Below are 17,070 nucleotides of genomic sequence, written 5' to 3' on the forward strand. Positions count from 1 at the left end.
AGGATTTAATGGCACCTCAAGTGGGGAGTCTTGGGGATCCCCGAAATCTCATTGGGTACCCCAAAACTTCGCTCTGAAAACTCATGCCCCATTATTGGGTTTTGACTGGGCACGCATGTATTTTCTCAATGTTTGATGATCTGTGGGTATATCAACTCCGGCGTCCTCCGCGAAAGATATCAAGGCAGAGTACACATCAAATTTCTTACGTGGTGGATTGTTGAGCCTAGAGGCATGGGTCTTAATTTTATCTGCGCGCTTCTTACCATCGTAATCAGTTGGCGGTTCACGATGAGCCTTATCAACTTCCTTAATAAGTTCAACCAAACCACTCATGATCTTACTAATGGTTCCAAGCTCTTGCTCTTTAAATCCACTCCCGCTCTTATCTTTCTCGGATCTCTCGCCTGCACTACTGCTTAATATGAACTCTGGGAGCTCAATCCCTGCATCAAGAATCCACTCACCAAGAGCCGATTTTGACAAATATATGATGCCTGATGGAATGTCTTTAGCATCAATATGCTCACCAGCATAGAGGCATCGCACAAATTTAGATTCGGAATTACAGTTCGAATCAATAAAGTCATTCAGGTATTCAGCAAGCGTCGAAAAATATAATTTATAAGGCTTGGCCGTGCGCGTGGGACTCCCTACTCTCCCCACCCAAACAACCTGATCCGGGATAGCCTTAAAGGGCTGCTTCAAGTGATGATCAGTGTTCAGTTCAATAAATAGTTCATGCAGCTCATAAGCAGCATCCGAAAGACTGACTTTATAGCGGCGAGCGTACTCCGGCACCAAATCAGATAAGCGCATCACATCATCATTCATGCGACTTCCTCCGCCTCTGCGATAGAGGGGCCGGCACTGCTGCATGCCAAAGCATCCAAGTGATCGGCATACCACTGAAGCATCTCTCGCCGCCCCTCCAGATATTGAGCATGATTGTAAGTGCCGCGAATGCTGTTCTTGTCCACATGCGCCAACTGGGTCTCAACCCACTCGCTTGGATATCCCTGCTCGTGCAGAGTGGTGGACATTGTGTGGCGGAATCCATGGCCCGTAGCGCGTTTGTCGTAGCCAGAGCGCTTCAGCAATTGGTTTATGGCAGCCTCGCTCATTGGCTTTGCCGGATCGATACGGCCAGGGAAAGCGAGCGTGTATCCACCAGTAATGTTTTCCAGTTCACGCAGTGCTGCCACCGCCTGTTTGGGAAGTGGGATCAGGTGAGCGCGTCGCATCTTCATGCGCGCAGCAGGGATCAGCCAGAGCCCCTTATCGAGATCAAACTCCGACCAGGGAGCCCCCCTCAGTTCAGCCGTTCGTACCCCCGTCAGAATCAAAAGGCGAGTGGCGACCTTGACGGTGTCGTTACCTGGGCAGGCCTGGATGGAGCGCAACAGCTCCGGAAGCTCTGCGATGGGTAAGAACGGATAGTGTTTTGAGGTGGGCGTCTGTAATGCGCCGCCAATATCCGCTATGGGGTTGTACTCAGCACGGCCAGTAGCGATGGCATATCGGTACACCTCTTGGCAGCGTTGGCGAGTCTTGCGCAGTACCTCAAGCGCCCCCCGTGCCTCGATCTTGCGGAATACGTGCAGCCACTGCATTGGCTTGATGGTGGCGAGGGGCAAGCTTCCCACCTGGGGGAAGATGTCCCGCTCGAAGGCCTCCAAAACGTCGTTGGCGTATCCCTCCGACCATCGAGGCGCTTTGTGTTGGTGCCATTCCAGCGCTAGCCCCTTGAAGGTGTTAGCTCGCGCTATTGCTGCCTGCGCTTTCTTGGCCTCACGCTCCAGCCCTGGATGCATGCCTTGCGCTACGAGTTGGCGGGCTTCAGAGGCTAATTGGCGGGCCTGAGCCAGCGCCACCTTGTCGACAGTACCCAGGGAGATGTGGGACTGCTTACCATCCAGACGGAAGCGGAATCGCCAGGATTTTCCTCCTGCGGCACGAATCCACAGAAGCAATCCGCCGCCATCGGCAAGGCCGTAATCCTTGTCGCGTGGCGCGGCGTTCTTCACCTGGAGGACGGTCAATGGCATGAGTCGAGTACCCAAAGATTGTTGAACCAATCAAAGGTACTTGTGTGGGTACTCAAATGGCAAGCGCTTGGATGGAACTTGATGGCACTGCATGAAACAGAAAGCCCGCACTAGGCGGGCTTTCTGGGGTGTTCATGACACTGCGTGGCACTGCATGAAACGTTTAGATGGTGCCGGCACCAGGAATCGAACCCGGGACCTACTGATTACAAGTCAGTTGCTCTACCAGCTGAGCTATACCGGCATTTGCGGGCCGCCATTATATCCATTCGCGTGGCCGAGTAAAGCCGTCTGCGGCGAGTGTTGTGCAGTCTTCGTTATCAGCAGGAAAATCTTTATGCACAAATTCGAGTGGGTTCTGGGTGGGTCAATAGGTTTTTGTGCGTCGCTTCACGTTATTGCTTAACTAGCTGTTTTAATTGAATTTATTTGTAGAGCAAAAAATATACAGCGCTGCGGATCGTTGCGGCGGTGGGCTTTTCAAGAATCTGCCCAGAATCTATCAACAGAGTTATCCACAGATGCTGTGGGCAAGTCAGTGGCGCTCGGCCAGTAATAACAGGTTGCGCGGGGTCAGTTGGCTAGGGCAGAAGTGGCCGAGCCGCACGGCGTAGCCTTGTTCTTCCAGGTAGAGGGCGCGATCCAGCAGCAGCCAGAGTTCCAGGGGGCGGCGGAACAGGTTGCGCAGCAGTTCCAGGTTGCGCACCCGGGCCAGGCGTTGCCAGCCTTGTTGTTCCAGGTGCGGCCAGTCTTGCGTTGCGGGGGGCGGCAGTTGCTTGAGGGCGGCCAGGTCGGTGCAGTAGGTGGCAAAGTCCTTGTGCAGCCAGGCGCTGGGTAGGGAGGGGGTGGCCAGGTAACTGTCGCTGGCGCGAAGTTGGCGTTGCAGCAGATCGAAGGCCAGACGCCAGGCCATGGACTGGTCGCGCTGGCGGCGCACCCGGGCCCCGGCGGTGACCGTTTCACTTAGCGGCAGGGCCAGGTCATCTCGCGACAGCTGCAGGGACGATGCCTGGGCGCTGGTCGAGAGAGCCTGGTAGTTCGGCGCGGCGATGCGGTTGTAGCAGCAGGGCGCGACCGCCAGTTGCCGGCAGCCGGTCTCGTTGGCCAGTTGCAGCAGGCGCACGTGCAGGTCGCCGCAGGCGTGCAGGGCCACCGGGGTATGGCTGCTGGCGAGTTGCAGATGGGCGTTGGCGGCCAGCACGTCCTGCTCGATATGCTGCGCCGCCAAGCCGAGTTTATCGCTAAGGCGCTGGCCGCTGTGGACCAGTGCTGGATCGTACTCCAGGCAACTCAGTGCGCCGCCGCCATGGGCCAGGCGACGCCCCAGGTGGCCTTTGCCTGCGCACCAGTCGAGCCAGTGCTGGGCGGGTTGGGCAAATTGCAGGCAGCTGGCGAAGGCCTCGATCTGCTGCCATTTGCGCCCGGGTACATCGACGCCCAGGTGTGCGGGGGCTGCTGGCTGGGGCTGCTGTGGCAGGTCGCCAAGCTGACTGAGGGCCTGGGCTTGTGCGGCCAGCTGGGGAAATGGTGCGGGGGCTGGGAGCAGGTGGGGCTGGTTGTGTGCGGCTTCGGCCTGTTCCAGGCTGCGCGCGCTGAGCCAGGCCGCCAGTTCCGGGTAGCTGGCTTCCCAGGGCAGGGCCGGGTGGTGGGTAAAGGGCCGTGGTCGCCACAGGGCCTGGTGCTCGATAAGGAAGCTGTCCAGGGCGTGGAAGCGTTGCAGCAGGGCAGGGCCGCTAAGGGGATGGTCGTTCATGGGGCATATTGGCGTTGATTGCGCGGGGGCGGCAACCGCCCCCGGCTTAGCGGCCCTGGCAGGCGTCGACCCGCAACCAGCGTTCCAGCACCCGGAAGCCGCGCACCAGGATAAAGGCGATCAGCAGGTAGAACATGCCCGCGGCGAAGAAGATCTCCACCGGCAGGTAGGTGCGGGCGATGATGGTGCGCGCCATACCGGTCAGTTCCAGCAGGGTCACGGTGCTGGCCAGGGAGCTGGCCTTGAGCATCAGGATCACTTCGTTGCTGTAGGCCGGTAGGCCGATGCGCGCGGCGCGCGGCAGGATGATATAGAACATGGTCTGGGCCCGGGACATGCCCAGCGCCCGCGCCGCCTCGACCTCGCCCTGAGGCACGGCCTGGATCGCGCCGCGGAGGATCTCGGCGATATAGGCTGCGGTGTGCAGGGTCATGGTCAGGATGGCGCACCAGTAGGGGGAGCGCAGGTAGGGCCAGAGTGGGCCCTGGCGGATGGCGTCGAACTGGGCCAGGCCGTAGTAGACCAGAAACAGCTGCACCAGCAGCGGTGTACCGCGGAAGAAGAAGATATAGCCGTAGGGCAGGGCGCGTACGTACCAGTGCCGAGAGGCGCGGGCGATGCCCATGGGGATGGCCAGGATCAGCCCGGCGACGACGGCGATGGCCACCAGCTCCAGGGTCAGCATGGCCCCTTCGGCCAGGCGTGGCAGCCACTTGATAATTACTTCCCAGTTCATCCCGCGCTCCTGACAAAGCCGCGGCTGGAACGCTTCTCAAGGAAGTGCAGGCCGATCATGGCGAGTACGGTGAGGCCCAGGTAGATAAAGGCCGCCACCAGGAAAAAGGTAAAAGGTTCTTTGCTCGAGGTTACCGCGATCTGCGAGCGGCGCATGATCTCTTCCAGGCCGATCACCGAGACCAGGGCAGTGTCCTTCATCAAGATCATAAACAGGTTGCCCAGGCCGGGCAGGGCGATGCGCCACATCTGCGGCAGGATCAGTCGCCAGAAGATTCGCGGCTTGGACAGGCCCAGGGCCTGACCGGCTTCGCGATGGCCCTTGGGGATGGCCAGGATGGCCCCGCGGAACACCTCTGTGGCGTAAGCGCCGAAGCAGATGCCCAGGGCGATGGTGCCGGCGGCGAACGCGCTCAACTCCAGGCTTTCGATGCCCAGCAGGTCGGCGAGGTTGCGCATCAGCTGCACGGTGCCGAAATAGATCAGCAGCACCCAGAGCAGCTCGGGAATGCCGCGCACGATGGTCGAGTAGGTGCCGCCAAGCCATTGCAGCGGCTTGTACGGTGAAGTCTTGGCCAGGGCACCGAGCAAGCCCAGCACCAACCCCAGGCTGAGTGCACTAAGCGCCAGCTTGATGGTCATCCAGGTGCCAGCAAGCAAGGCCGGGCCGAATCCGTAGAGATCGAAATTCATGGGGGCGCTCAGAAGCCCGCGCCGCCGTGACGGCGGCGCAGGGCCGGCTGCTTAGTAGATGCTGAAGGGGAAGTACTTGTCGTTGATCTGCTTGTAGGTGCCGTCTTCAACGATTTCTTTCAGTGCGGCATTCAGGCGCTCACGCAGGGCATCGCCCTTGCGTACGGCAATGCCGATCTTGTCGTTGTCGAAAACCGGGTCGCCCTTGAACTCGAAGTCCTTGCCGGCATCGCTCTTGAGCCATTCCCAGTTGACGAAGCTGTCGGCCAGCACGCCATCGAGACGGCCCGAGGACAGGTCGAGGTAGGCGTTTTCCTGGGTGTCGTAGAGCTTGATGTCGACCACGCCATCCAGGTTGTCTTCCAGCCAGGTGCCGGCGATGGTGGCGCGCTGGGCACCGATTACCTTGCCTTTGAGGCTGGCCTTGTCGCTCTTGAAGTCCGAGCTTTTCGGCGCGATGAACTGCAGCTTGTTGGTGTAGTAGGGTTCAGTGAAGTCGACGGCGGCCTGGCGCTCTTCGGTGATCGACATGGAGGCGATCAGGAAGTCGAATTTCTTCGCGTTGAGGGCCGGAATGATGCCGTCCCAGTCAGAGGTGACCACTTCGCACTCGACTTTCATCTTGGCGCACAGGGCCTGGCCGATTTCCACGTCGAAGCCGCCGACCTGGCCACTGGCGTCGATCAGGTTGAACGGCGGGTAAGCGCCTTCGGTGCCCATCTTGAGTTTTTCAGCAGCCATGGCGCTGCCGGCGAATGCCAGGGTAGCGGCAGCGGCCAGCAGGATTTTCTTGTAGTTCTGCATGCGTAGTAGCTCCGTGTTTAGTGATTGCTGGACATAAATTGTTTACAGCGCGCCGAGTTGGGGCTGTCGAACACCTGCGCCGGTGGGCCCTGTTCTTCAACCAGGCCCTGATGCAGGAACACCACTTCGCTGGACACCTGACGGGCAAAGCCCATTTCGTGGGTTACCAGCAGCATAGTGCGGCCTTCTTCGGCGAGCGCGCGGATCACATTAAGCACTTCTTGTACCATCTCCGGGTCGAGGGCCGAAGTTGGCTCATCGAACAGGATCACCTTGGGTTCCATGCACAGGGTGCGGGCAATCGCCGCGCGCTGCTGCTGGCCGCCGGAAAGCTGGTTAGGGTAGACGTGGCGCTTGTCGCCGATGCCGACCTTGGCCAGCAGCGCCTCGGCCCGTTCGGTGGCCTCGGCCTTGCTCAGACCGAGCACCCGGCGCGGTGCCTCGATGATGTTGTCGAGCACGCTCATATGCGGCCACAGATTGAAATTCTGGAACACGAAGCCGATTTCGCTACGCAGACGGTTGATCTGCTTGCCGTCGGCCGCGACCAGTTCGCCGTTCTTCGCGGGTTTGAGCTTGAGCTCTTCGCCGGCGACGATGATCTGCCCCTGGTGCGGGTTTTCCAGCAGATTGATGCAGCGCAGAAAGGTCGACTTGCCGGAGCCGGATGAACCGAGGATGGAGATGACATCGCCGTCGCGGGCAGTCAGAGAGATGCCCTTGAGCACCTCGAGGTCGCCATAGCGTTTATGCAGATCGCGAATTTCCAGCGCGGGCGTGGCCTCGGCCATGGGGGGTCCTCTTCTTGTTCGAATGCGCTCAGGCGGGTGACTGGCCTTCCTGGCGGTGGCGTCAAGCTAGCATAGCGTTTCGCTGACCGCCAAGCCGTTTACCGGCCGTGGAGCGGTCGTCGGGTCACGCTGTCGCCTGGCTGCAGTTGGCTGTCGCGCGTACACAATTTCAGCGGGTTTATAAGCGGTTGTGCGCTAAATCGCAGGCAATAAAAAACCCCAAGGAAGTGATATTCGCTTGGGGTTTTTCGGTGTTAGTGGTGCCCGGGGACGGAATCGAACCGCCGACACGGGGATTTTCAATCCCCTGCTCTACCGACTGAGCTACCCGGGCTAACGGGGCGCTATTAGACGGATTTGAGGGGTAGGTGTCAAGCGTGAGTTTGAAAAATATTTAATTATTACGGGCGGTTAGGTTCGGCAGGGGCTTCGCTGGGGGTTGGGGCTGGTGGGGCGAGCTGATCGCGGGCAAGCCCGCTTCTACAGGTGAGTGCGGCGTAGGGGAGTTCGGATGCAGTTCTGGGGCGACTCTTTCCCGTATTGCATCCGGGCTCAGGGGAGGGTGTTGCGGTTACTCGCTCGGCGGCACGTAGCCTTCGGCTTGGGCGTATTCCTCGCCGGAGAGGAATTTGTCCATCTCGGTCTGGAGGAATTTGCGGTCTTCGGCGTTCATCATGTTCAGGCGGCGTTCGTTGATCAGCAGGGTCTGGTGTTTCTGCCATTCTTCCCAGGCCTGCTTGGACACGTTGTTGTAGATGTCTTCGCCTTTGGCACCGGGGTAGGGCGGGCGGTCGAGGCCGGGGAGTTCCTGTTTGTGCTTGCGGCACTGTACGGTGCGGGTCATGCGGGCTCTCCTGTAAGCAGACTGTCGGCGGCGCGCTTGAGCAGTTTCTTGACTGGGGCGGCAAGGCCCAGGCGCGGCGGGGTGGCGAGGTTATACCAGAGCCAGTCGGCCTCGGCCACGGCGGCCGGCGCGGCGTTGACCTGCACCAGCCAGGGTTCGATGGCCAGCTGGAAGTGGCTGAAGGTGTGGGTCAGCCCGCTCAGTTCGCGGCGTTCGCCCAGTTGCAGGTCGTGGCGGCTGGCCAGGGCGTCGAGGGCGCTTAGGGCATCCAGTTCCGGCAGGCTCCACAGGCCGCCCCAGAGGCCGCTGGAGGGACGGCGATAGAGCAGCACTTCGCCAGCCGGGTTGGTCAGCAGCGGCATCAGGGTGCGTTTTTGCGGCAGGGCCTTGCGCGGCTTGGGGATTGGGTAGCGGATCTCCAGGCCGAGCAGGTGCGCCTGGCAGCCGCTCTTGAGCGGGCAGAGCAGGCAGCTGGGCTTGCTGCGGGTGCACAGGGTGGCCCCGAGGTCCATCATCGCCTGGGTGTAGTGGTTGACCCGGGTGTGGGGGGTAAAGCGCTCGGCCACCGCCCACAGCTGCTTGGCTACTTTCGGCTCGCCCGGATAGCCCTCCTGGGCCACATAGCGGGCCAGCACGCGCTTGACGTTGCCGTCGAGGATCGGTGCGCGCAGGCCCATGCTGAGGCTGGCGATGGCTCCGGCGGTGGATTGGCCGATGCCGGGAAGTTCTGTGAGTTGGTCGACATCGCGGGGAAACTCGCCGCCATGTTCGGTCATAACGATCTGCGCGGTTTTCTGCAGATTGCGCGCGCGGGTGTAGTAGCCCAGGCCTGTCCACAGGTGCAGTACTTCATCCTCCGGCGCTTCGGCCAGGTCTTTTACCGTCGGCAGGGCGGCCATAAAACGGTCGAAGTAGCCGAGCACGGTGCTGACCTGGGTCTGCTGCAGCATGATTTCCGAGACCCACACGCGGTAAGGCGTGATGCCCTGTTGCCAGGGCAGGTCCTTGCGCCCGTGGCTGTCGTACCAGTTCAGTACTGCGTCGGAGAACTGCTCGGGACTCATCGGTTGAACAGGCCCTTGAGCGCGTCTTTCAGCTCGGGGCTGACCTTGTCGCCGAGTTTTTCCTCAAGCTTCTCGTTGATCTTGTTGCCGGCCAGTCTGGCCGCCACCTTGCCCATGCCGTCCTGATCCAGGCGACAGGCTTTGCCGCCCATTTCCAGCGGGCCGCGGCAGCGCAACGGCCACTCGATGCCGACATAGCGCTCGTTGACCTGGCAGGCCGGGTCGGGCATTTCGCGCTGGTCGCCGATCAGGGTGATGCCGGCGCGGTAGTCCAGGCCGAGGATACGCAGGTCGAGGTCGCCATTGCCGCTAAGCGTCAGGCCCGGCAGGCGGACTTTCAGGTCCGGGTTGTGGGCCACGCCGTTGCGCAGGCTGAGGGTGCCTTGCAGGCTGTCGAAGGGGGTGTCCTTGCTGCGTGGCTCGCTGCTCAGCACCTTGCGGTTGAGGGTAGCGATACCGCGGCACAGCTGCTGTTCGAGGTTGGCGTCAACCAGTACACCGTCATTCAGAACAAAGCTGGCGGTGCCGTTGAGGCCTTCGATCCAGGCTTGCTGGCTGTTGCCGCTGGTGCTCAGGTCGGCCTTGAAGTCGAGCAGGCCCTTGAGCGGCGAAGGCTGGTCGGGCTTCTTCAGGAAGGGTTCGACGGCGATGCGGGTCAGGGTCTTTTGCACCTTGAGCAGGGGCGTGGCCGGGCGCACATCGAGGCTCGCCTTGGCGTCGAAGTTGCCGCTGCCGAGGTTGCCGCGCAGCTCTTCGACGGTCAGCAGGCCGGCTCGGCTGTTGGCCTTGAGGTTGAACTTGTCGAAGCTCTGTTGCTGGGCGGTGAGCTGGTCGAGGCTCAGGGCCAGTTGCAGATCGAGTTTGCGCAGCAGTTCGATCGGCAGAAGCGGGTCGCGGCTCCAGGCCTGCTGGGTCGGTGCGTCGGGCAGTGGCGTGCTGCCGCTCTGCCCGGCATTGGCCACGCTTTCCTTGACCTCGGCCTTGCGCGCGGCGCTGGCGTTCTGGCTGTCCTTGCTGGGGGCCGGCAGGTAACGGTCGAGGTCCAGGCGGTCGCCCTTGAGCTGCACACGCAGGGCCTGTTTGGCGAAATCGGCGATGGAGAGTTTGCCGGTAAAGCTGCTGTCGTCCAGTTTCAGCTGCAGCTCTTCGAGGTTCAGGCTGTTGTCCGTGCCCGTCAGGCGGGTGACCAGCTCGAACTGGCCGAGGGTTGTTTCGTCCTTCATCGGCGGCAGTTTCTGGCCGATGGTTGCGAGGAATTCGCGCAGGTTGAGCGGGGCGATGGACAGGCCGCCGCTCAGCTTGGGGGCCTTGTCGAGGTCGCGGACCTTCAGCTCGCCGAGGGCGCGCAGCTGGTTACCGGAGAACTTCAGGCCGTTCCATTCGGCAACCTGGGCGGCCAGGTCGACCAGCAGCTGGCCCTGGGCCGTGTAGGTCAGGGTCTGGCCGTCGAAGGGTTCGCCGGAGATTTCGCCAGACAGCTTGGCGTCTTCCAGCTGGTAGCGTTTGAGTACGCGGTCGAAGCGCAGTTCGCCCTGCAGTTCGCTGCGGGCGCGGACCACCGGTTGGTTGGTGCCGAAGAAGGCGCTGAGTTTGAGCGGGATATTGGCCCCTTCACGAATGGCCCCAGTGGTCAGCTGGATGCTTTCGGCGCTGAATTGCTGACCCTTCTGTACGTCGTGGTAGTCGATGCGCGCGCCGTTGACGATCAGGCTGTCGATATCCAGCTTGATCGGCTGGGCACTCGGGGTCGGGCTTGCAGGCTGCTCGGTGGCCGGCTTGGTGGCGCTGTCGGTGCTGCTGGTGGTCGTGGTGGTAGCAGTTTGCGGCGGCTTGCCGACATCTTCCCAGTTGCTGCGGCCTTTTTCGTCGCGCTGCAGGTTGAGGTTGAGGCCGTCGATGCGGATATCGCTCATCTGCACTTCGCGGCGCAGCAGCGGCAGCACGCGCACCGACAGGCCAAGCAGGCGCAGGTCGGCAAAGGGCTGGTCCGGGGTGCTGGTGCTGGCCAGGGTGGCCTCGGTCAGCTCCAGGCCGAGCCAGGGGAACAGGCTCCAGCCGATATCGCCGTTGAGGGTCAGCTCCAGGTTGGCCTTGTCGCGGGCCAGCTGGCTGATTTCATCTTTGTAATCGTTGGGATCGAACAGATGGGTCAGGGCGAAGCCCAGCGCCACGATGATCAGCAATAGCCCGAGGAAAAACAGGCCGAGAATTTTGCCGAGCGCTTTCATGTGCGAATCCTTGTTTCGAAGCTTGATAGTGAAGAGCAGCAATCTGCGCGGGCGAGTATAGCGCCAGCGTCTTTACCTGGACCGCCGACAGTCCCGTTTGCGCGGTGATTTTGCAAGCGGCTTTTACAGCCTGTTTCTTACGAGCTCGCGAGCTAGAGCCATGCAAGGCAAAAACAGGCGAGGAAGCGGACTGGGCTCGCATGCGAGTGTACTTTTGTACATGAGCATTCCGAGTCTGTTTTTAACGCCGCAGGGCCGACGCGCAGCAGGTCGGCTCTTACAGTGCTTGCGCCACGCGCTCGGCAATAGCCAGGCTGGCGGTCAATCCTGGCGATTCGATGCCGAACAGATTAATCAGGCCGGGCAGCCCGTGCTCCTTGGCCGTTTGGATAAGGAAGTCGGCGGCCGGTTCCCCGGGGCCTGCGAGTTTTGCTCGGATGCCGCTGTAGCCGGGCACCAGGCGCGCGCTGTCGAGACTCGGGAAGTAGCGGCGGATGGCGCTGGCGAAGGGCTCGTGCAGGCGCTCGTCGACCCGGTAGTCGATCTGCGTGAGGTACTGGGTGTCCGGGCCGAAGCGCACTTGGCCGCCCAGATCCAGGGTGGCGTGGATGCCCAGGCCGGCGGTGTTGGCCTCCGGCATGGGGTAGATCAGGTGGCGGAAGGGCGCGCGGCCGCTGTAGCTGAAATAGCGGCCCTGGCACAGGTGCAGCGGCGGCACGCCTTGCAGCCCCTCGGTATGCTCGGCCAGTTGCTGGGCGAACAGGCCACCGGCATTGATCACCCGCTGCGCCTGCAGCTGAAACGGCTCGCCGTTGCTGCTGCCCGAGGCTATCCAGCCCGCGCCGTTATGCCGCAGCTGCTCGACCCGGGTGTGCAGGACTAGCTGCGCACCGCGGTTTTCCGCCACCGCCAGTAGCGACTGCAGATAGGCGTGGCTGTCGATAATCCCGGTACTCGGCGAGAGTAGGGCACCGCTGCCGCGTACCGCCGGCTCCAGCGCTTGCAGCTGGGCCTGGGTGATGGGCTGCAGGTCGTACACGCCGCAGGCTTCGGCGTTTTCGTGGAGCTGTTCGAGCTTGGCGATTTCCGCGCTTTCCACCGCCACCAGCAGCTTGCCCAGCTGTCGGTGCGCCACCTGGTGTGTACGGCACCAGGCATATAGCCGTTCGCGACCTTCCAGGCACAGCTCGGCCTTGAGCGAGCCGGGCGGGTAATACAGGCCGGCGTGGATCACCTCGGAATTGCGGCTGGAGCTGTGGCTGCCGATCAGGCTTTCTGCTTCGACTATCAAGGTACTCTGGCCCGGTGTGGCCAGGCGCGCGGCACAGGCCAGGCCGAGGGCACCTGCGCCGATAATCAGGGTGTCGATACTGTCCATGGCGTTTTCGGTGCTGCGGATTGGCGGGTTTGGCTGACGCGCACTGCGCAGGTCAGGGTTAGGCTGGGAGCATAACAAGAACCTGTGAGGTGGCCATGAACGTCGCAGTGCTGGCGTTTCCGCTGTATATCCTGCTGATGCTGCTGGAGTTGGCTTACGAGCGCCACTCCGGCCGGCACACCTACCGCCTGGCTGACGCCAGCACCAGCATCAACACGGCGGTGCTAAGGGTATTGCTGGAAGGTCCGCTGCGCCTGCTGCTGATCCTGCCCTATGCCTGGCTCTACGAGCATGGGCGGCTGTTCGACTGGAACCCTGCTTCGCCCTGGCTATGGCTGGGTGGTTTTATCGCGGTGGACTTCTGCTTCTACTGGGCCCATCGCACCCTGCACCGACATAACCTGCTGTGGGGCGCGCACCAGCCGCACCATTCCAGCGAGGACTTCAACCTGTCTACCGCCCTGCGCAAGGGCGCGTTCCAGACCGCCTTCGATTGGCCCTTCTACCTGCCGCTGGCGCTGCTCGGGGTGCCGTTGCCGGTGTTTCTCGTATTGCTCGGCGTGCAGCTGGTCTACCAGTTCTGGATTCATACCCAGCATGTCGGTCGCCTCGGTTGGCTGGAGCAGGTCATCGTCACCCCCAGTCATCACCGGGTGCACCACGGGCAGAACGACTGCTATATCGACAGGAACCACGGCGGCGTCTTTATTTTCTGGGACAAGCTGTTCGGCACCTACGCCGAGGAGCGCGAGCCGGTGCGTTATGGGGTAACCACGCCGGTCAGCACCTTCGACCCGATCCGTCTGCAATTTAGCTGGTGGCGGCTGCTCTGGGCCGATGCGCGGGCGACCGCGTCCTGGTGGGACAAGCTGCGCCTATGGTGGATGCCCACCGGCTGGCGGCCGCAGGATGTACGCGACCGGCCCTGGCCGAAGATGGGCGCGGAGAAGTTTGAACGGGCCTACCCGGCGGCGCTCAAGGCCTATGCCTTTGCCCAGTTTGTGGCGATCAATGCCCTGGCCCTGGGTTTTCTTGTCAGCGTGAAAAGCGCGGCGCTGTGGGAGCCCTGGCTGCTGGTGGCGGCGATTCTCGCCGGTTGCGTCAGCCTCGGCCTGCTGTTCGAGGGGCGACGTGCGCTATGGCCGCTGGAGTATGCGCGGTTGCTGCTGATGGCCGCTCTGGCCCTGGGCTGGGGACTGTGGCTGACACCGGGGCAGTGGCCGCTGGCGCTGGGGTTGCTGGTTTTTTGCCTGGGTAGCCTGGTCTGGTTGCTGTGGTTGGGCGCGCGGCCGCGCCGGTTGGTGCGGGTTTAGCCTTTGATAAATCTTTTGCGAGTCTCGCGGCTAAAGCGGATCGCCGGCCGGCCCCTCCCACCTTGACCGAGGTGGATCTCCGTATCGGCGTACGCTGCCGAATGCTTTGTGAGAGGGGCCGGGCCCGCGAAAGCTGTCGCTTACTGCAAGCGATGGCGGTCGTGGAGAAAGCTCAGCACCGCGCGACGGCAGCGGTTGTATTCGTGGTCGTCGGCCAGGGCGATGCGGTCGCGCGGGCGCGGCAGGTCAACCTTGAGAATTTCACCGATGGTGGCCGAGGGGCCGTTGGTCATCATCACTATGCGGTCCGACAGCAGCACCGCCTCGTCGACGTCGTGGGTGATCATCATCATGGTGTTGCCCAGGTCCGCCTGGATGCGCATCACCTCATCCTGCAGGTGGGCGCGGGTGAGGGCGTCGAGGGCCCCGAAGGGCTCGTCGAGCAGCAGCACCTTGGGCTTCATCGCCAGGGCGCGGGCGATGCCGACGCGCTGCTTCATGCCGCCGGAAATCTCCTGGGGGTACTTGTCCAGGGCGTGGCCCATGCTCACCAGCTTGAGGTTGTGCTCGATCCACTCGCGGCGTTCGGCCTTGCTCATGCTGCGCTTGAACACCTTGTTGACCGCCACTTCGACGTTCTCGAACACCGTCAGCCAGGGCAGCAACGAGTGGTTCTGGAACACCATGCCGCGGTCCGGGCCGGGCCCGCTGACTTCCTTGCCGTCGAGAATGACCACGCCGAGGCTGGGGTCGAGCAGGCCGGCGACGATATTCAGCACCGTCGACTTGCCGCAGCCGGAGTGGCCGATGATCGAGATAAATTCGCCCTTGTCGATACGCAGATTGATGTTCTTCAGCACCTGGGAGGCCAGGTTGCCGCGCACGAAGCTTTTGTCCAGTTGTTCGATGGAGAGGTAGCTCATGTCCGAACCCTCAGGCGGCGGGGATGCCGCGGGTGATGCGCCGGCCGGCGAAGGCCACCAGGCGGTCGAGGAAGAAGCCGACTACGCCGATATAGACGAGGGCGAGAATGATGTCGCTGATGCGCGAGGCGTTCCAGGCATCCCAGATAAAGAAGCCGATACCGACCCCGCCGATTAGCATCTCCGCCGCGATGATCGCCAGCCAGGACAGGCCGACACCGATGCGCAGGCCGGTGAAGATATAGGGCGCGGCGGCCGGCAGCATGATGATGCGGAAGTACTCCCAGGCATTCAGCTGGATCACTTGTGCGACGTTGCGGTAGTCCTGGGGAATATTGCGGATACCCACTGAGGTATTGATGATGATTGGCCAGATCGCGGTGATAAAAATCACGAAGATCGCCGACGGATGGCTGTCCTGAAAGCCCGCCAGGGACAGCGGCAGCCAGGCCAGCGGTGGCACGGTGCGCAGCACCTGGAACAGCGGATCGAGGCCGCGCATGGCCCAGTCCGACTGGCCGATCAGCACGCCGAGGGCAACCCCCGCCGCCACCGCCAGCAGATAACCCACCGCCACCCGTTGCAGGCTGGCCAGTAGTTGCCAGGCCAGGCCGACATCATTGCCGCCGTTGTCGTAGAAGGGGTCGACAATCAGCTCCCAGGTATCGCTGAGCACCTGGGAGGGCGGCGGCAGAGCCGCGCCGGCACCCGAACAGAGCATTTCCCAGATCAGCCCGAGCACCAGCAGGATCACCAGCGGCGGCAACAGGTTCTGCAGCAGCGTTTGCTGCAGGCTTGTGCCGATACGGCTAAGCCGCGAGGGCGTGGCTTGGGTTGCCGGGCTGGCCACGGCGGCGGGCTCGATTTTGACGTTGGCGTTCATCGGGTGTCTCCTCGCAGGCGGTGTATGGCGCTCAGGCCATGGCCTTGATGGTCAGGCTGTCCAGGTAGGCTTGCGGGTTTTCGGGGTCGAACACCTTGCCGTCGAAGAAGGTTTCGACGCCGCGCGAGGTCGAGGCGGGAATCAGCTCGGCCGGCAGGCTCAGGGCGGCGGCGGCAGCGCGCCAGATGTCCTCGCGGTTGACCTGGGCGATCAGTGCCTGGCTGTCGAAATCACGCGGCAGGTAGCCCCAGCGCTTGTTCTCGGTGAGGAACCAGAGGTCGTGGCTCTGGAACGGGTAGGAGGCGAAATCGTCCCAGTAACGCATCTGCTCGGGATGGTTCTCCACCACCTTGCCGGTGCCGTAAGCGAAGTTGCCCTTCATGCGGTCGACGATGTCGGCATAAGGCGCGCCGATCCAGCGCCGCTGCGAGCAGATCTTCGCCACTTCTTCCTTGTTTTCCGGCAGCTCGCAGAACATCTGCGCTTCCATGATCGCCATGGTCAGAGCCTGGGCGGCCTTGGGGTTGGCGGCCACGTAATCGCTGCGCATGGCGAAGGATTTCTCCGGGTGGTTGTGCCACAGCTCGCCGGTGGTGTTGGCCGTGTAGCCGATCTTCTGGTTGATCAGCTGGGCGTTCCACGGCTCGCATACGCAGAAGGTGTCCATGCTGCCGACCTTCATATTGGCGACCATCTGCGCCGGCGGCACGGTGATGGTGCTGATGTCGTTGTTCGGGTCGATGCCGCCGGCGGCCAGCCAGTAGCGCATCCACAGGTCGTGGGTGCCGCCGGGGAAGGTCATGGCGGCGCTGATTTTCTTGCCGCTGGCTTTCTTGGCATCCAGGGCTGCTTTGAATGGCGTGCTGTCGACGCCGATCTTCAGGTCGCGGTATTCCTCACCCACCGAGATGCACTGGCCGGCCAGGTTGAGGCGGGCGAGGATGGAAATCGGCACCGGCTGGTTGTTCGGGGTGACGATGCCGGCGCTGATCAGGTAGGGCATGGGGGTGAGGATATGGCCGCCGTCGATGCCGTTCTTCGCCGAGCCCAGCACCAGGTTGTCGCGGGTGGTGCCCCAGGAGGATTGCTTGAGCACCTCCACCTCGGTCATGCCGTATTTGGCGAAGAAGCCCTTCTCGGCAGCGACAAACAGCGGCGCGGCATCGGTCAGGGCGATAAAGCCGAGTTTGGCCTTGGTGGTTTCAACGTCACCGCCGGCAGCCCAGGCGCTGGACGACAGGCCCATCGGCATGCCGCCGAGCAGGGCGATGCCGCTGGCGGCGACTATCGACTGTTTCAGGAAGCGCCGGCGCGAGGCCATCAGTACGCTGTTGCTGTCGTCATTGCTCGGCTTGTCGGTCATGGCTCGGTTTCCTCTGGGCGAAAAAAAACGATGTCACGCCGACCGGCTGAGCCGGTGGCGTGGACATCGTTGTCCGGATTGGATTGTGGCGCTCGGCATTGCTGCCAAGCTTGTTCTAGCCATAGCGAAAGCCGTGCCAGGATGTGCGTAATGTCTTCGCTGATGCCGTCTCGGGACGGTCGCGCCTGTCAGATCAACGGTTTGCGTTGCCCGACCAGGCGAGCGTTGCGTTCGTTCGCTCTGGCCGAGT

Annotated in this window: 15 protein-coding genes and 2 tRNA genes; 1 reads left to right on the forward strand and 16 read right to left on the reverse strand. The window is 62.3% G+C overall.

What is annotated here, in order from left to right:
- Nucleotides 1-81: 81 nt before the first annotated feature.
- The 13 genes from VMP31_RS07160 to VMP31_RS07220 form a co-directional block, all read right to left on the reverse strand.
- Complete coding sequence (locus tag VMP31_RS07160) at nucleotides 82-834, reverse strand: hypothetical protein (protein WP_325505511.1); 753 nt, start codon at nucleotides 832-834, stop codon at nucleotides 82-84.
- On the reverse strand, nucleotides 831-2,048 hold the full coding sequence (locus VMP31_RS07165; RefSeq protein WP_325505513.1) for a tyrosine-type recombinase/integrase: 1,218 nt from the start codon (nucleotides 2,046-2,048) through the stop codon (nucleotides 831-833). The genes VMP31_RS07160 and VMP31_RS07165 overlap by 4 nt, the downstream gene beginning before the upstream one ends.
- 168 nt (nucleotides 2,049-2,216) lie before the next feature.
- Nucleotides 2,217-2,292 (reverse strand) — tRNA-Thr (locus tag VMP31_RS07170).
- Nucleotides 2,293-2,583: 291 nt separating this feature from the next.
- Nucleotides 2,584-3,801, reverse strand: coding sequence for a methyltransferase (locus VMP31_RS07175; protein WP_325505515.1), 1,218 nt, complete (start codon nucleotides 3,799-3,801; stop codon nucleotides 2,584-2,586).
- Nucleotides 3,802-3,847: 46 nt separating this feature from the next.
- Complete coding sequence (locus tag VMP31_RS07180) at nucleotides 3,848-4,537, reverse strand: ABC transporter permease (protein WP_325505517.1); 690 nt, start codon at nucleotides 4,535-4,537, stop codon at nucleotides 3,848-3,850.
- On the reverse strand, nucleotides 4,534-5,229 hold the full coding sequence (locus VMP31_RS07185; RefSeq protein WP_325505519.1) for an ABC transporter permease: 696 nt from the start codon (nucleotides 5,227-5,229) through the stop codon (nucleotides 4,534-4,536). The genes VMP31_RS07180 and VMP31_RS07185 overlap by 4 nt, the downstream gene beginning before the upstream one ends.
- 51 nt (nucleotides 5,230-5,280) lie before the next feature.
- Nucleotides 5,281-6,033, reverse strand: coding sequence for an ABC transporter substrate-binding protein (locus VMP31_RS07190; RefSeq protein ID WP_325505521.1), 753 nt, complete (start codon nucleotides 6,031-6,033; stop codon nucleotides 5,281-5,283).
- A 17-nt stretch (nucleotides 6,034-6,050) separates the two neighbouring features.
- The gene (locus tag VMP31_RS07195) at nucleotides 6,051-6,824 is read right to left on the reverse strand and encodes an ABC transporter ATP-binding protein (RefSeq protein WP_325505523.1); all 774 of its coding nucleotides are present in this window, start codon (nucleotides 6,822-6,824) and stop codon (nucleotides 6,051-6,053) included.
- 258 nt (nucleotides 6,825-7,082) lie between these two features.
- Nucleotides 7,083-7,158, reverse strand: a tRNA-Phe gene (locus tag VMP31_RS07200).
- Between the two features lie 237 nt (nucleotides 7,159-7,395).
- Nucleotides 7,396-7,668 carry an oxidative damage protection protein gene (locus VMP31_RS07205; RefSeq protein ID WP_325505525.1) on the reverse strand — a complete coding sequence of 91 codons (273 nt, stop codon included), beginning with the start codon at nucleotides 7,666-7,668 and terminating at the stop codon, nucleotides 7,396-7,398.
- The gene (gene mutY, locus VMP31_RS07210; protein ID WP_325505527.1) at nucleotides 7,665-8,732 is read right to left on the reverse strand and encodes an A/G-specific adenine glycosylase; all 1,068 of its coding nucleotides are present in this window, start codon (nucleotides 8,730-8,732) and stop codon (nucleotides 7,665-7,667) included. The genes VMP31_RS07205 and mutY overlap by 4 nt, the downstream gene beginning before the upstream one ends.
- Nucleotides 8,729-10,960: an AsmA family protein gene (locus tag VMP31_RS07215; protein WP_325505529.1), complete on the reverse strand. Its 2,232-nt coding sequence runs from the start codon at nucleotides 10,958-10,960 to the stop codon at nucleotides 8,729-8,731. Before VMP31_RS07215 ends, mutY begins: the two co-directional genes overlap by 4 nt.
- Nucleotides 10,961-11,237: 277 nt before the next feature.
- Entirely contained in the window at nucleotides 11,238-12,338 is a 1,101-nt protein-coding gene (locus VMP31_RS07220; protein WP_325505531.1) for an NAD(P)/FAD-dependent oxidoreductase, read from the reverse strand.
- A gap of 95 nt (nucleotides 12,339-12,433) precedes the next feature.
- On the opposite strand from VMP31_RS07220, the gene VMP31_RS07225 reads away from it, so the two are divergent.
- Complete coding sequence (locus tag VMP31_RS07225) at nucleotides 12,434-13,651, forward strand: sterol desaturase family protein (protein WP_325505533.1); 1,218 nt, start codon at nucleotides 12,434-12,436, stop codon at nucleotides 13,649-13,651.
- Nucleotides 13,652-13,791: 140 nt separating this feature from the next.
- On the opposite strand, the gene VMP31_RS07230 is transcribed toward VMP31_RS07225, so the two are convergent.
- From VMP31_RS07230 to VMP31_RS07240, 3 genes are read right to left on the reverse strand one after another with little or no spacing between them, the layout of a single operon-like run.
- On the reverse strand, nucleotides 13,792-14,574 hold the full coding sequence (locus VMP31_RS07230) for an ABC transporter ATP-binding protein (RefSeq protein WP_325505535.1): 783 nt from the start codon (nucleotides 14,572-14,574) through the stop codon (nucleotides 13,792-13,794).
- A gap of 10 nt (nucleotides 14,575-14,584) precedes the next feature.
- The gene (gene ntrB, locus VMP31_RS07235) at nucleotides 14,585-15,457 is read right to left on the reverse strand and encodes a nitrate ABC transporter permease (protein ID WP_325505537.1); all 873 of its coding nucleotides are present in this window, start codon (nucleotides 15,455-15,457) and stop codon (nucleotides 14,585-14,587) included.
- 31 nt (nucleotides 15,458-15,488) lie between these two features.
- Nucleotides 15,489-16,820: a CmpA/NrtA family ABC transporter substrate-binding protein gene (locus tag VMP31_RS07240; RefSeq protein WP_325505539.1), complete on the reverse strand. Its 1,332-nt coding sequence runs from the start codon at nucleotides 16,818-16,820 to the stop codon at nucleotides 15,489-15,491.
- Nucleotides 16,821-17,070 lie beyond the last annotated feature (250 nt).

This window comes from Pseudomonas sp. (assembly GCF_035512415.1).
GTDB lineage: Bacteria > Pseudomonadota > Gammaproteobacteria > Pseudomonadales > Pseudomonadaceae > Aquipseudomonas.

What these genes read in the sequence shown, in the direction of transcription:
- VMP31_RS07160 (WP_325505511.1), bottom strand. Translation starts at nt 834, where the DNA reads ATGAATGATGATGTGATGCGCTTATCTGATTTGGTGCCGGAGTACGCT.
- VMP31_RS07165 (WP_325505513.1), bottom strand. Translation starts at nt 2,048, where the DNA reads ATGCCATTGACCGTCCTCCAGGTGAAGAACGCCGCGCCACGCGACAAG.
- VMP31_RS07175 (WP_325505515.1), bottom strand. Translation starts at nt 3,801, where the DNA reads ATGAACGACCATCCCCTTAGCGGCCCTGCCCTGCTGCAACGCTTCCAC.
- VMP31_RS07180 (WP_325505517.1), bottom strand. Translation starts at nt 4,537, where the DNA reads ATGAACTGGGAAGTAATTATCAAGTGGCTGCCACGCCTGGCCGAAGGG.
- VMP31_RS07185 (WP_325505519.1), bottom strand. Translation starts at nt 5,229, where the DNA reads ATGAATTTCGATCTCTACGGATTCGGCCCGGCCTTGCTTGCTGGCACC.
- VMP31_RS07190 (WP_325505521.1), bottom strand. Translation starts at nt 6,033, where the DNA reads ATGCAGAACTACAAGAAAATCCTGCTGGCCGCTGCCGCTACCCTGGCA.
- VMP31_RS07195 (WP_325505523.1), bottom strand. Translation starts at nt 6,824, where the DNA reads ATGGCCGAGGCCACGCCCGCGCTGGAAATTCGCGATCTGCATAAACGC.
- VMP31_RS07205 (WP_325505525.1), bottom strand. Translation starts at nt 7,668, where the DNA reads ATGACCCGCACCGTACAGTGCCGCAAGCACAAACAGGAACTCCCCGGC.
- mutY (WP_325505527.1), bottom strand. Translation starts at nt 8,732, where the DNA reads ATGAGTCCCGAGCAGTTCTCCGACGCAGTACTGAACTGGTACGACAGC.
- VMP31_RS07215 (WP_325505529.1), bottom strand. Translation starts at nt 10,960, where the DNA reads ATGAAAGCGCTCGGCAAAATTCTCGGCCTGTTTTTCCTCGGGCTATTG.
- VMP31_RS07220 (WP_325505531.1), bottom strand. Translation starts at nt 12,338, where the DNA reads ATGGACAGTATCGACACCCTGATTATCGGCGCAGGTGCCCTCGGCCTG.
- VMP31_RS07225 (WP_325505533.1), top strand. Translation starts at nt 12,434, where the DNA reads ATGAACGTCGCAGTGCTGGCGTTTCCGCTGTATATCCTGCTGATGCTG.
- VMP31_RS07230 (WP_325505535.1), bottom strand. Translation starts at nt 14,574, where the DNA reads ATGAGCTACCTCTCCATCGAACAACTGGACAAAAGCTTCGTGCGCGGC.
- ntrB (WP_325505537.1), bottom strand. Translation starts at nt 15,457, where the DNA reads ATGAACGCCAACGTCAAAATCGAGCCCGCCGCCGTGGCCAGCCCGGCA.
- VMP31_RS07240 (WP_325505539.1), bottom strand. Translation starts at nt 16,820, where the DNA reads ATGACCGACAAGCCGAGCAATGACGACAGCAACAGCGTACTGATGGCC.